At 72.2% G+C, this 14490-nt stretch carries 10 protein-coding genes; 2 read left to right on the plus strand and 8 right to left on the minus strand.

The features are described from left to right. Positions 1 to 6: 6 nt before the first annotated feature. The 4 genes from leuS to KDY119_RS11135 form a co-directional block, all read right to left on the minus strand. Positions 7 to 3015 (minus strand): leucine--tRNA ligase, encoded by a 3009-nt coding sequence (leuS, locus tag KDY119_RS11120; RefSeq protein ID WP_083890788.1) that lies wholly within the window; start codon positions 3013 to 3015, stop codon positions 7 to 9. 62 nt (positions 3016 to 3077) lie between these two features. Continuing rightward, positions 3078 to 3746, minus strand: coding sequence for a vitamin K epoxide reductase family protein (locus KDY119_RS11125; RefSeq protein WP_051136479.1), 669 nt, complete (start codon positions 3744 to 3746; stop codon positions 3078 to 3080). A 131-nt stretch (positions 3747 to 3877) separates the two neighbouring features. Beyond that, positions 3878 to 5119 (minus strand): MFS transporter, encoded by a 1242-nt coding sequence (locus tag KDY119_RS11130; protein ID WP_051136478.1) that lies wholly within the window; start codon positions 5117 to 5119, stop codon positions 3878 to 3880. Positions 5120 to 5220: 101 nt separating this feature from the next. Further along, positions 5221 to 5937 carry a metal-dependent transcriptional regulator gene (locus KDY119_RS11135; protein WP_153022312.1) on the minus strand — a complete coding sequence of 239 codons (717 nt, stop codon included), beginning with the start codon at positions 5935 to 5937 and terminating at the stop codon, positions 5221 to 5223. A 52-nt stretch (positions 5938 to 5989) separates the two neighbouring features. Between KDY119_RS11135 and mqo the strand changes: the two genes are divergently transcribed. Together mqo and KDY119_RS11145 are read left to right on the plus strand one after the other, a co-directional pair. Beyond that, complete coding sequence (gene mqo / locus KDY119_RS11140; protein WP_036949601.1) at positions 5990 to 7468, plus strand: malate dehydrogenase (quinone); 1479 nt, start codon at positions 5990 to 5992, stop codon at positions 7466 to 7468. Positions 7469 to 7472: 4 nt separating this feature from the next. Then, complete coding sequence (locus tag KDY119_RS11145) at positions 7473 to 7925, plus strand: luciferase domain-containing protein (RefSeq protein ID WP_227994309.1); 453 nt, start codon at positions 7473 to 7475, stop codon at positions 7923 to 7925. Between the two features lie 50 nt (positions 7926 to 7975). Here KDY119_RS11145 and KDY119_RS11150 read toward each other — a convergent pair whose 3' ends face one another. The 4 genes from KDY119_RS11150 to KDY119_RS11165 all read right to left on the minus strand — a co-directional run bounded on the left by KDY119_RS11150 (position 7976) and on the right by KDY119_RS11165 (position 14475). Next, the gene (locus KDY119_RS11150; RefSeq protein ID WP_227994310.1) at positions 7976 to 9625 is read right to left on the minus strand and encodes an MFS transporter; all 1650 of its coding nucleotides are present in this window, start codon (positions 9623 to 9625) and stop codon (positions 7976 to 7978) included. Continuing rightward, on the minus strand, positions 9622 to 10647 hold the full coding sequence (gene glsA, locus KDY119_RS11155) for a glutaminase A (protein ID WP_036949593.1): 1026 nt from the start codon (positions 10645 to 10647) through the stop codon (positions 9622 to 9624). The genes KDY119_RS11150 and glsA overlap by 4 nt, the downstream gene beginning before the upstream one ends. Positions 10648 to 10726: 79 nt before the next feature. Continuing rightward, positions 10727 to 12565: an ABC transporter ATP-binding protein gene (locus KDY119_RS11160; protein WP_036950612.1), complete on the minus strand. Its 1839-nt coding sequence runs from the start codon at positions 12563 to 12565 to the stop codon at positions 10727 to 10729. Further along, complete coding sequence (locus KDY119_RS11165) at positions 12562 to 14475, minus strand: ABC transporter ATP-binding protein (RefSeq protein WP_227994651.1); 1914 nt, start codon at positions 14473 to 14475, stop codon at positions 12562 to 12564. Before KDY119_RS11165 ends, KDY119_RS11160 begins: the two co-directional genes overlap by 4 nt. Between the last annotated feature and the right edge of the window lie 15 nt (positions 14476 to 14490).

Below are 14490 nucleotides of genomic sequence, written 5' to 3' on the forward strand. Positions count from 1 at the left end.
CCGGCGTCAGGCCGGGACGACGTTGACGAGCTTCGGCGCGCGCACGATCACCGTGCGGACCCCGCGGCCGTCGAGGTGCTTCTGCACGTTCTCGTCGGCGAGCGCGAGCTCGCGCAGCGCGTCCTCGGCGATCGACGGCGGCACCTCGAGCCGGGCCCGGACCTTGCCCTGGACCTGGACGACGCACGTCACGGTCTCCTCGACCAGGTACGCCGGGTCCGCCTCGGGGAACGGCTCGTGCGCCAGCGACGTGTCGTGACCCAGCCGCTTCCAGAGCTCCTCGGCGATGTGCGGCGCGACCGGCGCCGTCATGAGGACGAGCGGCTCGACGGCGGCACGCGGCACGCGGTCCAGGCCGGTGAGGTGGTTGTTCAGCGTGATGAGCTTCGCGATCGCCGTGTTGGGGCGCATGTGCTCCATCTCGACCGTGACGTCGGCGATGGTGCGGTGTACGAGGCGCAGCGTCTCCGCGCCGATCGCGTCCGGCTCGGCCTCCACCACGACGACGTCGCCCGTGGCCTCGTCGACCACGTTGCGCCACAGCCGCTGCAGGAAGCGCTGCGACCCGACCACGGCACGCGTCTCCCACGGCCGCGACATGTCGAGCGGGCCCATGGACATCTCGTACACGCGGAACGTGTCGGCCCCGTACTGCTCGTACATCTCGTCCGGCGTGACGACGTTCTTGAGCGACTTGCCCATCTTCCCGTACTCGCGGTTCACGGGCTCGCCGTGCCACGTGAACACGGTTCGAGCGGTCTCGCCGGTGCCCTCGGTGTGCTCCTCGACCTCGGCGGCCGGCACGTACTGGCCGCGCGCGTCGGTGTACGCGTACGCCTGGATGTAGCCCTGGTTGAACAGCGTGTGGAACGGCTCGAGGGCGCTCACGTGCCCCAGGTCGAACAGGACCTTGTGCCAGAACCGCGCGTACAGCAGGTGCAGCACCGCGTGCTCGACGCCGCCCACGTAGAGGTCGACGCCGCCCGCTCTGTCGGTCGAGCCGCCGGCGCTCTGTCGGTGTCCCGGGCCGAGCCAGTACTTCTCGAGCTCGGGCGACACGGCCTCGGCCTGGTCGGCCGGGTCGAGGTAACGCAGGTAGTACCAGCACGAGCCCGCCCAGTTGGGCATGGTGTTGGTCTCGCGGCGGTAGGTCTTCGGCCCGTCGCCCAGGTCGAGCGTGACGTTGACCCACTCCTCGTTGCGGCCGAGCGGCGGCTCGGGCGCCGACGTGACGTCGTCGGGCGCGAACGTCCGCGGGGCGTAGTCCGGCACGTCCGGGAGCTCGACGGGCAGCAGCGAGTCGGGCAGCGCGACGGGCGCGCCGTCCTCGCCGTAGACGATGGGGAACGGCTCGCCCCAGTAGCGCTGACGGCTGAACAGCCAGTCGCGCAGGCGGTAGGTGACGGTCCCCTGCCCGACGCCGTTCGCCTCGAGCCAGGCGGTGATGCGCGCCTTGGCCTCGGGCACGGTCAGTCCGTCGAGCGAGAGCTCGTCGCCGGCGGTGGTCGTCGCGGACGATCGCTGCACGAGGCCGTCGCCCGTGTACGCGGCGTCGGGGGCCTCCTCGAAGCCGTCGGCGAAGCCGCCGTCGGGCGCGACCGTGAACACGACAGGCAGGTCGTACGCCCGGGCGAAGTCGAAGTCGCGCTGGTCGCCGCCCGGGACGGCCATGATCGCGCCCGTCCCGTAACCCATCAGGACGTAGTCGGCGGTGAAGACCGGGACGAGCTCGCCGTTCACCGGGTTGGTCGCGAGGTGGCCCGTGAACACGCCGGACTTGCTGCGCGCGTCGGCCTGACGCTCGACGGCCGTCTTGCTCGCCGCCAGGCTCCGGTACGCGGACACGGCGGCCCCCGGGGTGTCGTGGCCACCGGTCCACAGGTCCTTGGTGCCGTCCGGCCAGGCCGCGGGGACCTCGTCGAGCAGCGGGTGCTCCGGCGCGACGACCATGAACGTGGCGCCGAACAGCGTGTCCGGGCGCGTGGTGAAGACCTCGACCTCGCGCGCGTTCGCGTCCCCGACCCCGCCGACCGCGAACGTCACGCGGGCACCCTCGGACCGGCCGATCCAGTTCCGCTGCATCGACTTGACCTTCTCGGGCCAGTCGATCAGGTCGAGGTCGTCGGCCAGGCGATCCGCGTAGGCCGTGATCCGCATGTTCCACTGGCGCAGGCTGCGCTGGAACACCGGGAAGTTGCCGCGCTCGGAACGTCCGTCGCTCGTGACCTCCTCGTTCGCGAGGACCGTGCCGAGACCCGGGCACCAGTTCACGGGCGCCTCGGACACGTAGGCGAGGCGGTACTCCCCGAGCACGTCCTCGCGTTCCGCGGGGGTGAGGTCGGCCCAGGGCCGGCCGTCCGGCGTCGGGCGGGCACCCGACTCGAACGACTCGACGAGCTCCGTGATGGGCCGGGCCGCACCGCGACCGCCGCCCGGGCGCTCGGCGTCCGGGTCGTACCACGAGCTGAAGATCTGCAGGAAGATCCACTGCGTCCAGCGCACGTAGCCCGGGTCGATGGTCGCGAACGACCGGCGCTCGTCGTGCGCGAGCCCCAGCCGGCGGAGCTGGCGCTTCATCGTGGCCATGTTGGCCTCGGTCGTGGTGCGCGGGTGCTGCCCCGTCTGCACGGCGTACTGCTCGGCGGGCAGGCCGAACGCGTCGTAGCCGAGCGCGTGCAGCACGTTGTCGCCGCGCATCCGCCGGTACCGCCCGACGACGTCCGTCGCGATGTACCCGAGCGGGTGGCCGACGTGCAGGCCCGCGCCCGAGGGGTACGGGAACATGTCCATGAGGAAGAACGGCTGGGCGCCGGGCGCCGCGTGGCGGTCCTCGCCGTCGGTCAGCGCGCCCTGCGGGTTCGCGGCCCAGAACGTGCCGCGCTGCGCCCACTCGTCCTGCCAGGCGAGCTCGATGCGCTCCGCGAGCTGCGGGGTGTAGCGGAACGGAAGCTCGTCGGATCCGGGCGCAGGCTGGGCGGGCACCGAGGAACCAGGCTGAGAGGCAGGAGACGTCACACCCCGAGTTTACCGGCGGTCACGAGCAGCCCCGGCGGGCCGTCCACCGGCATCGCTGCCGGTCAGAAGTACGTCTGGATGATCGGCTCGCGCAGGCCGATGAAGACCCACAGCAGGAGGGCCACGTAGAGGACGACGGTCCCGATGGTCCGGTTCCGCACGATCGCGCCGCGCCACCGCTCGGGCAGCGGGATCGCGCGCTCCTGGACCGCGTGCACGAGCTGGTACCAGAAGATCGGGATCATGCAGAGCCACACGACGCTGCAGTAGGGGCAGATCTTCCCGAGCCGGTAGATCGTCGTCCAGACGAAGAAGAACACGTGCCCGAGGCCGATCGTGGTGGCGGCGAGCAGCGTGAGCCGGAACCAGCGCGGCGGCCGGAAGCCGGTGAGCATGATGACGCCGACCGTGATGACGATCGCGAACGCCACGATGCCGAGGAACGGGTTCGGGAAGCCGTAGAGCTTGCCCTGCCACGACTGCATCGCCGCGCTGCACGTCACGAAGACGTTGATCGAGCACGACGGGCGGTAGTCGGGGTTCTGCGCCAGCTTCCAGTCGTCGATGGTCAGCATCCCCGCGGCGAGGAACGCGATGCCACCGAAGACGGTGAGGATCCAGCCGAGCGTGCGGTCCTTGAGCGGGTGCGGGATCAGCGGACGCTCGTACACGAGGTCGTCGTCGACGTCCACGTCGTCGGGTTCGGCACTGACGTTCGGGGCCTGGCTCACCGCTGCTCCCTCGATGCTCCGGCGACCGGCTCGGCCGGACGTCCACGCTGGTCACGCCTCCCGGACGGAGACGCGGCACACGCTACCGGCTCAGCCTGGGAGGTGTCGCGGTTCGTGGCCGACGCCACACGTCAGCCCGCGGCGGCGACCACGGGCTCGGCCGGCTTTCCCGCCGGCGGCCGACCCGCGGGCGTCCGACCGGCGACCAGGACGATCGCGAGCCCCGCGACCGTGAGCAGGACGCCGGCCCACGCCGGGGCCCGATAGCCCCACCCGGCGGAGATCACGAGGCCGCCCACGAACGCGCCGTCGGCGTTGCCGACGTTGAGCGCGGAGTGTGCGAGCGCGGCCCCCAACGACGGCGCCGTGGGCGACAGGTCCATGAGGCGCGTCTGCATGGCGACGCCGAGCACCTGGGAGGTCGCCGCGAGCAGGAACAGCCCGACGAACGCTCCGACCGGCCAGTGCAGCACGAGCGCGAGGACCGCGAGGGCGACGGCGGTCGCGGCGAAGCCCCACACGACGGTGCGAAAGACGTTGCGGTCCACGAGCCGGCCGCCGAACAGCGTGCCCACGGTCATCCCGGTGCCGAAGACCGCGAGCACGACGGGCACCAGGTCCTCCGACAGGCCGGTCACCGTCGTGACGGTCGGCGCGACGTAGGTGTACACGGCGAAGAGACCGCCGAACCCGACGGCGGCGGCGAGCACGGTGATCCACAGCTTGCCGTTGCGCAGGGCGCCGAGCTCGCCGCGCACGCTCGCACCCGGAACCGCGTCGACGTGCGGGACGAACCGCGCGAGCCCCAGCAGGGTGAGCGCGCCGAGCCCCCCGACCACGACGAACGCGAGCCGCCACCCGAGCTGCTGCCCGACGAACGTCGACAGCGGCACCCCGACGACGTTGGCGATCGTGAGGCCGGCCATCATCGTGGCGACGGCGCGTCCGCGCCGCTCGGGCCCGACGACGGCGGTCCCGACGACCGCCCCCACCCCGAAGAACGCACCGTGCGGCAGGCCCGCGACGAACCGCGCCGCGAGGAGTCCGTCGAGCCCCGGGGCGAATGCCGAGGCGAGGTTCGCGACGGTGTAGCCGGTCATGAGCCAGATCAGGAGGGCCTTGCGCGGCAGGCGGGCGGCGAGCGCGGTGAGCAGCGGCGCCCCGACGACGACGCCGAGCGCGTAGGCGGTGATGACGTGCCCGGTCGCGGGGATGGAGACGTCGAGGTCGGACGCGATGTCGGGCACGAGGCCCATCGACGCGAACTCGGTGGTCCCGATGGTGAAGCCCCCGACGGCGAGCGCGAGGAGCGCGAGCATGGCGGCGCGCGGCGTCGTCGTGGGTGCCTCGGTGGTCGAGGTGGTGGCGGTCATCGCTGTCTCCGGAGCCCGGTCGACCGAGGTCGAAACGATTCGAGGAATGGTCGGCGGTGACCAGGGACGAGTGTGGTGCGGTGGTGGAAGCCTACCGGGATCTACCGCGCGGCGTCGTCCCGCTCGACGGGCAGCACCCAGATCGCCTCCGCTGCCGGGAGCCCGAGCTGCAGGATCGGCGGGGCAGTGCTCGGCGGTGCGCCCGGGAGGGTCACCTCGAGGACCCCCGCGTACGTCCGGCGCCCGACCACGCGCAGCTCCGTGTCGAGCCGGATCCCCAGCTCGTCGAGGTAGCGCAGGACGTCCGGGTCGGCGTCCGAGATGCGGGCGACGCGCCCGTGGTCGCCGGCCGCGAGCTCGGGCAGGTTCACCGCGCCGGGGCGCGGCACCGTCCCGTCGACACGCGGGATCGGGTCGCCGTGCGGGTCCCGCTCCGGATGGCCCAGCAACGAGTCGATCCGCTCGACCAGCCCGTCCGAGACCGCGTGCTCGAGGACCTCCGCCTCGTCGTGCACCTCGTCCCAGCCGTACCCGAGGGTCTCCACGAGGAACGTCTCGATGAGGCGGTGCCGCCGGACCATCGCGAGCGCGTGCCGCCGCCCCTCGGACGTCAGCTCGATCGACCCGTAGCGCGCGTGCTCCACGAGGCCCTGCGACCCGAGCCGACGCACGGTCTCCGAGACCGTCGACGCGCCGACGCCCATCCGGTCGGCCACGAGCTTGGTGGTGACCGGGTCCGCGCTCCACTCCTGCGCCGTCCAGATCACCTTGAGGTAGTCCTGGGCCACGGACGTCAGGTCCGTTGTCGACTCGCTCACATCGCCACCCTAGCGAGCGGGACCCCCGAAAGGCCGGGCCTACAATCGCCAGGTGCCTCGAGTAACCAGCGTCGACGTCGCGCTCGTCGGTGGCGGGATCATGTCCGCCACCCTCGGGGCGTTCCTCAAGCTCCTCGAACCGTCGTGGACCATCGCTCTGTACGAGCGTCTGGACGACGTCGCCCAGGAGTCCTCCAACCCGTGGAACAACGCGGGGACCGGGCACGCGGCGCTCTGCGAGCTGAACTACACGCCCGAGAAGGCGGACGGCACGATCGACATCGCCAAGGCGATCTCGATCAACGAGCAGTACGAGCTCTCGCACCAGTTCTGGAGCCACCTCGCCGACGCCGGCCTCATCCCGCCGCTGTCGACGTTCCTGTCCAACACCCCGCACATGACGTTCGTGCGCGGCGAGAAGAACGTCGACTACCTGCGCCGACGCGTCGAGGCGCTGCGCACCAACCACCGGTTCGCGGGCATGGAGTTCACGACCGACCCCTCCGTGATCGAGTCGTGGGCACCGAAGCTCATCGAGGGGCGCGACGCGTCCGAGCCGATCGCCGCCACCCGGGCCGACTGGGGCACCGACGTCGACTTCGGCGCGCTCACCCGCCACCTCGTCGCCTTCCTCCAGGACAACGGGGCGGACGTCGAGCTGCAGCACGAGGTCACGAACCTCGCCCGGCGCGGCGACGGCTGGCGCCTCACCATGAAGGACCGGTCCTGGAACGCGAAGGTCCGCACGCACACCGTCGACGCGAAGTTCGTCTTCGTCGGCGCCGGCGGCGGCGCGCTGCACCTCCTCCAGAAGTCCGGGATCCCGGAGATCAAGGGCTTCGGCGGGTTCCCCATCTCCGGCGAGTTCCTGCGCACCTCCAACCCGGAGATCGTCGCCGCGCACCGCGCGAAGGTCTACGGCAAGGCGGACGTCGGCGCTCCCCCGATGTCCGTCCCGCACCTCGACACGCGCGTCGTCGACGGGAAGTCGTACCTCATGTTCGGCCCGTACGCCGGGTTCAGCCCGAAGTTCCTCAAGAAGGGCTCCTGGTTCGACCTGCCCGGGTCCGTGCGCCCCGGGAACGTCGGGCCGATGCTCGGCGTCGCGAAGGACAACTTCGACCTCGTCCAGTACCTCGTCGGGCAGCTCGCCGCGTCGCGCGACAAGAAGTTCGAGGAGCTCCTCACCTTCATGCCGACGGCGAGGCCCGGCGACTGGGAGCTCATCACCGCCGGCCAGCGCGTCCAGGTCATGAAGAAGGACGAGAACGGGCACGGCATCCTGCAGATGGGCACCGAGCTCGTCGCCGCCGGCGACGGGTCGATCGCCGGCCTGCTGGGAGCTTCCCCGGGCGCCTCGACGGCCGCGCCGATCATGGTCAAGCTGCTCCGGCAGTGCTTCGCCGACCGCTCAGCGGCCTGGGAGCCCCGGCTCGGCGAGATCGTCCCCCAGCTCGCGAAGCCGCTGGGCGACGCCGCCGTCGAGGCCGAGCCCAAGGTCGGCGAGGAGCCCGTCGCGGCCGAGGCCTGAGCAGATGCTGACCCGCCCACGTCCCGGCGACCGGCCGCGCACGTCCGACGACGGCCCTCACCGCCAGCTCGACCAGCGCGCGACCCCTGCCCTGTGGGGCGAGCTGGTGGCACGCGTGTTCGCGCTCGACGACGTCGTCGAAGGGCACTCGCAGGTCTCGCCGTCGTCGTCGCGCGCGGTGTTCCTGGCGGACCGTCGCGAGGAGCGCGCTCCCGAGACCTCGCTCGCTCCGGGGATGCGCCTCGAGCCCGTCCACCTGCACGGCGTCGACGACACCAGCGTGCACCTGACCCTGCCCGCCGAGCGAGGCGCTGCGCTCGTCGAGCTCGGGTGGGCCGAGCCGCACCAGTACGCGGAGTTCGACACCGAGTTCATGGTCTACGGCCCCCGCGACGAGGCGGAGCTCGCCGACGTGCTCTCCGTGGTCGCGGAGAGCCTCGCCTTCGCCCGCGGCTGACCGACGCGGCGGCGCACGTCGCGATCCCCGCCGGGCCGGCCGCCGTGGGGTCAGTCTGACGTGGGCTCGGGCTCGCTCGGATCCGGGATCTCGCCGGGGCGGTAGCCGGGCAGGCGGCTCGCAGGCACGATCGCGAGCGCGCTCACGCCCGCGAGGATCGCGAGCCCGAGCTGGAGGGCGCCCAGGCGCGCGTCCTCGTTGACCTTGACGGCCGCCTCGACCTGGACCGGCGTGGCGGTGGTGCGCTCGAGCGTCGTGCGCAGCGCGTCGTTGCTCACGAAGTTCGTGTTGTCGAGGTCGACCTGCGACACGAGCTCGGACGGGAGCTGCGGGTGGTCGACGACGGCGCGCCCCACACCCACCGTCAGGAGCGTCACGAGCAGGGCCCCGGCGAGCGCGGTCCCGACGGCGGACGCGAGGTTCTGGGTGGTCCCGCGGATCGAGCCGACGTCACCCGCGAGCCTCTTCGGCGCGGACGTGACGAGGACGTTGAACACGAGCGTCACCAGGGCGCCCTGCCCGACGCCGAACACGACGAGCCCGAGGATCGTCGGGACCGTCTCCCAGTTGTTCGTGACGACGGTCGCCAGCCAGATCAGCGCGACGGTCGTGAGGACGAACCCGGACACCCCGATGACGCGCGGGCTGAACCGCCCATAGAACCGCACGACGAGCGTGGCGACGACGAACACGGTGAGGTTGAACGGCATCATCGCGATGGACGTGTCGAAGGGCGACCGCCCCTGGACGATCTGGATGTACAACGGGACGGTGAAGTTGAGCGCGGCCTCGAGCGCGACGACGACGAACATCGCGTACACGGCGGCCCGCTCCCGCGAGGACCGCAGCACGGACAGGTCGACCAACGGCGCCTTGCCGGCACGCGTGCGGCGCCTGGTCCACCAGAAGAACGCCTGACCGAGGACGATCCCGACCACCACGAGCACGGGAGCGGGCGACAGGCCCGCCAGGTCGAACGGGGCGTCCTTGCTGGCCGAGACGACGCCCCAGCCGTTGAGGTTGTTGAAGCCCATCGTCAGGGACAGGACCGCGAGGCCGATGAGGACGGCGGCGACGACGTCGATCCTCACCTCGGGGTTCCCCGCCTCCGAGCGCAGCAGGAAGCTCAGCGCGAAGACGGCGGCCGCGATGACGACGAGGATCACGAACACCGGGCGCCACCCGACGAGGGTCCCCAGCGCGCCGCCGATGAGGAACGCGCTCACGCCGGAGATCGCGCGGGCGGACCCGAGCGAGCCGACGGCCGTGGCCTGCTGGGCGCCGTGGTAGTTCTCGGCAATGAGGGCGACGAGCGAGGGGACGATGATCGCGGCGCACGCGCCGGCGACGGCCTGCGCCGCGATGACCCACCCGACGGACGGCGCGAGCACCATCATGATCTCGGCGACGCCGAAGCACGCCACCATGATCCGGAAGAGCAGCACCCAGCCCACGCGCTGACCCAGCCGGGCGCCCACCATCACGAGCGCGGCGACCACGAGCCCGTACATCACGATCGCCGTGCTGACGTCGGTCGGCGGGACCCCGAAGTCGTCGACCATCCCGCCGAGCGACACGGGCAGCGCGGCCACGTTGAACGACATGAGGACCTGCGCGAGGAAGAGGCCGATCATGGGAGTCCACGAGGCGCGTGCCGTCGCCGTCGTTCCCGGGTCGGACGTCGTCCCGGTGCTGCTCACGAGCTTGCCTCCAACGGTCGGGGGTCGGACATGCGGTAGCTCGCGGACGCGAAGACGTTGAGCCCGAGCGCCCGGGAGAGATACGCGGTGGCACGCTGCCCGCGGACGCTGTTGCCCGCGTCGTCGAGCGGGGGCGACCAGGTCGCGATCCCGCCCTTGCCGGGTGCGACGGTGACGAGGCCGCCGGAGACGCCCGACTTCCCGGGCAGCCCGATCTCGTAGAGCCACTCGCCGGACCGCTCGTACAGGCCGGTCGAGGCGAGGACCGCGAGCGTGTCGCGGGCCACGCCCGCCGACACGACGCGCCGCCCGGTCACCGGGTTCACGCCCCCGTCGGCGAGGGTCGCCGCCATGACCGCGAGGTCGCGGGTCGTCACGAGGACCGAGCACTGGCGCGTGTACAGGTCGACGGTGCGTCCGGGGTCCGCGTCGAGGCGTCCGTAGCTCGCGAGCAGCCGGGCGATCGCCTGGTTGCGCTCGTTGGTCGCCGCCTCCGAGGCGTAGACCTCCTCGTCGACGCGGAGCTCGCGCCCGGCGAACGCCGCGAGCCCGTCGGCGACGAACGCCCAGCGGTCGGCGTCGTCGTCGCCGGGGACGAGGCCCGTCGTCGCGATGGCGCCCGCGTTGACCATGGGGTTCATGGGATGGCCGTCGTTCAGCTCGATCGCGACGACCGAGTTGAACGACAGCCCGGTGTTGTTCACACCGACGCGCGCGAGCGCCTCGCGGTGCCCGACGACCTCGCAGACGAGCGCGTACACGAACGCCTTCGAGATGGACTGGATCGAGAACTCGACGTCGACGTCGCCGGCCGCGTGGACCGAGCCGCCGACGTCGGCCACGCAGACCCCGAACGCCTCGGGGTCGGCCGCGGCGAGGGCCGGGATGTAGTCGGCGACCACGCCGTCGGCCACCCACCGGTTGCGCTCGTGCGCGCTCGCGACGAGCTCGTCGACGCGGGCCGCCTCGGGCAGCGCACCGGTCGAGACGAGCTGTTCGACGCCGGCGACGTCCAGGTCCATGGGCCACCTCCGCACCGAACCTATCGGCGCACGTCAGGCCCGCAACCGGGGGCGCCGTCGTGCTTGGGCGGGCGGGGCATCAGACGAGCGAGTCCCGCCACGCCGCGTGCAGGGCCGCGAACCGTCCCTCGCCGCCGATGAGCTCGGCGGGTGTGCCGTCCTCGACGACGACGCCCTGCTCCATTACGAGCACGCGGTCCGCGATCGCGACGGTCGACAGCCGGTGCGCGATGATCAGCGCGGTCCGGTCGGCGAGGAGCGTCTGGAGCCCGCGCTGCACGAGCCGCTCGCCCGGGATGTCGAGCGAGCTCGTCGCCTCGTCGAGGATCAGCACCGCAGGGTCGGCCAGGAACGCCCGCGCGAACGACAGCAGCTGCCGCTGCCCGGCGGACACGCGACCGCCGCGCTTGTTGACGTCCGTGTCGTAGCCCAGCGGGAGCTGCTCGATGAACTCGTGCGCACCGACAGCCCGCGCCGCCGCCTGCACCTCCTCGAGGCTCGCGCCCGGCTTGCCCATGGCGATGTTGTCGCGCACCGACCCGCTGAACAGGTACGCCTCCTGCGTGACCATGACGACCGCGCGGCGCAGGTCCCTGCCCGACAGGTCGCGCACGTCCACGCCGTCGAGCTCGAGGGAGCCGGCGGTGACGTCGTAGAACCGGGACAGCAGCTTCGCGAGCGTCGACTTCCCGGCGCCCGTCGCGCCGACGAGCGCGACCGTCTGTCCGGCGGGGACGTCGAGGTCCGTCCGCGGCAGCACCGGACGGCCCTGGACGTACGCGAACTCGACGCCGCGGAGCTGGACGTGCCCGCGCGCGTGCTCGAGCGGCACGGGGCGCGCCGGCTCGACGACCGTCGGCTCCTCCGCGAGCAGCCCCGAGATCTTCTCGAGGGCGGCCGACGCGGACTGGAACGAGTTGTAGAACATGCCGATCTCCTGGATCGGCCCGAAGAACCGCTTCACGTACAGCAGCACGGCGACGAGCACGCCGACGTCGAGGTCGCCGTGGAACACGCGCAGCCCGCCCACGAGCAGCGCGACCGCCACCGTGATGTTCCCGATCAGCACGAGGCCGGGCGAGTAGACGCCGTTGAGGCCCATGGCCCGCGCGTTCGCGGCCCGGTACTCCTCGGCGAACCCGCCGTAGGTGACGTCGTTGGCCCGCTCCCGGCGGAAGGCCTGGACCGCGCGGATGCCGGTCATGGTCTCGACGAAGTTCACGATCACCCGGGCCGACGCGGTGCGCGACTCGCGGTAGTAGATCTGCGAGCGCGCCTGGAACCAGCGGGTGAGCAGGAACGCGGGGACGAGGGCGGCCACGAGCACGAGTCCCGTCCGCCAGTCGAGCAGGAACAGCGAGATCCCGGTGAACAGCATCATGAGCAGCCCGGAGACGATGCTCGTCAGGCCCGAGTCGAGCAGGTCGCGCAGCGACTCCAGGTCGGAGGTCTGGCGAGAGATGATGCGGCCCGAGGTGTACGACTCGTGGAACTCGAGGCTGAGGCGCTGGGTCTGCCGAAACACCCGCTGGCGCAGGTCGAGCAGGATGCCCTGCGAGACGCGTGCGGCCGTCCGGACGTACCCCGCGATCGACAGCCCCGCGACGGCGGCCGCGACCACGTAGAGGCCGCCCACCATGAGCAGCGGCCCCCACTCCCCGTGGTCGCGCAGCCGCGCGAGCGTGGTGTCGATCGCGGCCGCGATCAGCGCCGGCCCTGCGACCTGCGCGACCGTCGACAGGACGACGAGGATGCCCGCGACCCACAGGCCCTTCCGGTGCGGTCGCATGAGGTCGACCAGCAGGCGCAGCGAGCGCTGCCGCACGGCCCTGGACTGGACGCGGCTGAGGCGGGTCTCGTCCTCGTCCTCGGTGCCGGTCGTTCCCGCGGGCCCGGGAGCTGCCCTGGTGGCGCTCATCGCTCGCTCCCCTCGCTCGCCTGCCACGCTCCGATGGCGGTGGCCCCGTTCCGTCCGGACGGCGTCGCGTCCCCGGAGTCCAGGGCCTCGTCGACGACGGCGCGCGCCTCGCCCCGGGCGACCTGCCGCGCCACCTCGACGTCGTCGGGCGGGGGCGGGGTGAACTCGTCCTCGAGGCTGGAGATCACGTACCGGTAGTGCTCGTTCGTCGCGAGGAGCTCGCTGTGCGGGCCGACAGCGGTGATCCGCCCGTCCTGCAGGACGGCGACGAGGTCCGCGAGCGCCACGGTCGACGGCCGGTGGGCGACGATCAGCGTCGTGATCTCCTCGAGCTCGTCGGCGAGGCGGGCCTGGATGGCGGCCTCGGTGTCGACGTCGAGCGCGGAGAGCGGGTCGTCGAGGACCAGCACGCGGGGCCGGGCGGCGATGGCGCGCGCCAGGGCGATGCGTTGCCGCTGGCCGCCGGACAGGCTCATGCCCTCCTCGCCGATCGTGGTCGAGGTGCCCTGGGGGAGCTCGTACGTGAACCCGGCCTGGGCGACGTCGAGGGCGCGCGCGAGGTCGGCGTCGGTGCGGGCGTCGTCGGGCGCGCCGAGCAGGACGTTGTCGCGGACGGACGCGGAGAACAGGGTCGCGTCCTCGAACGCGACGCCGACGAGCGAGCGCAGGTGCTCGCGCGTCATGTCGCGCACGTCCACGCCGTCGATGCTCACCGAACCTCCGGTGACCTCGTACAGGCGCGGGACGAGCATGGCGAGCGTCGACTTGCCGGAGCCGGTGAGCCCGACGAGCGCGACGGTCTTGCCGGGCGGCAGGACGAGGTCGACGCCGTCGAGCACGTCGGTGCTGCCCGGTCCCTCGGCGGGCGCGTCGCCGTAGCGGAAGTGCACACCGGTGAACGCGAGCTCGCCGTGCGGGTCCGTGACCTCGCGGGGCGCGGCCGGGTCGGGCAGCGTGTTCGGCGTGGTCATGACGTCGAAGTAGCGGTCGACGGCGGTGCGCGCGTTGAGGGTCATCGACAGCACCATGCCGAGGTCGATCACGGGCGAGTTCACGACGGCGGCGGTGGCGAAGAACGCGACGAGCGCGCCGACGGTGATGCGACCCTCGGACACCATCCAGACGCCCACGACGAGCGAGACGCCGAGCGTGAGCTCGGGCACGGCGGTCAGCCAGGCCTGGAGGCCGGACTGGATCTTGGCCTTGTCGAGCTCGGTGCCGCGCAGCTCGTCGGCCTGCCGGGCGAACGAGCTGAGGGCGTCGCGGCCGCGGCCGAACGCCTTGAGGACGCGGATGCCGTGGACGGACTCCTCGACCGCCGTCGCGAGGTCGCCGGCCTGGTCCTGCGACTTGCGGGACACGGCCCGGAACCGCCGGGAGAACGTGAAGGCCATGACGGTCATGGGGATCGCGCCGGCCAGGTAGATGAGGCCGAGCACGCCCCCCGTGGCGACGAGGATCCCGATCCCGACGACGATCGTCACGCTCGACACGACGAGCGTGAGCATGCCGAACGCGATCCAGCGGCGCAGCAGGCCGAGGTCGGACATGGACCGGGACAGGAGCTGGCCGCCGGGCCACCGGTCGTGGAACGCGACAGGGAGGTCCTGCAGGTGGGTGAAGAGCTCGGTGCGCAGCCGGGCCTCGATGTTCGTGCCCGGGATGAGGATGAGCGCACGCCGGGCGGCGATGAGGCCGGCCTCGGCGACGCCGAGGACCAGGACGAGCACGACGCCCCACCACAGGCCGGACTCGTCGTGCGTCGCGAGGCCGGCGGTGAGGGGTCCGTTGACGAGCCACTGGAGGACGCGCGGCACGGCGAGCGCTGCCAGGCTGGCGCCGAGCGCGCACAGCACGCCCGCGAGGATGCGGGGCAGGACGGGCCGGATGTACGGGACGAGGCGCCGCATCGACGCGACGGTGGA

Origin of the sequence: Luteimicrobium xylanilyticum (genome assembly GCF_009429125.1) — a bacterium.
Classification (GTDB): Bacteria; Actinomycetota; Actinomycetes; order Actinomycetales; family Cellulomonadaceae; genus Luteimicrobium; species Luteimicrobium xylanilyticum.

Excerpts from the sequence above, each read along its gene's own strand:
- KDY119_RS11130 (WP_051136478.1), bottom strand. The coding sequence starts at position 5,119 with ATGACCGCCACCACCTCGACCACCGAGGCACCCACGACGACGCCGCGC.
- KDY119_RS11145 (WP_227994309.1), top strand. The coding sequence starts at position 7,473 with ATGCTGACCCGCCCACGTCCCGGCGACCGGCCGCGCACGTCCGACGAC.
- glsA (WP_036949593.1), bottom strand. The coding sequence starts at position 10,647 with ATGGACCTGGACGTCGCCGGCGTCGAACAGCTCGTCTCGACCGGTGCG.
- KDY119_RS11160 (WP_036950612.1), bottom strand. The coding sequence starts at position 12,565 with ATGAGCGCCACCAGGGCAGCTCCCGGGCCCGCGGGAACGACCGGCACC.
- KDY119_RS11165 (WP_227994651.1), bottom strand. The coding sequence starts at position 14,475 with ATGCGGCGCCTCGTCCCGTACATCCGGCCCGTCCTGCCCCGCATCCTC.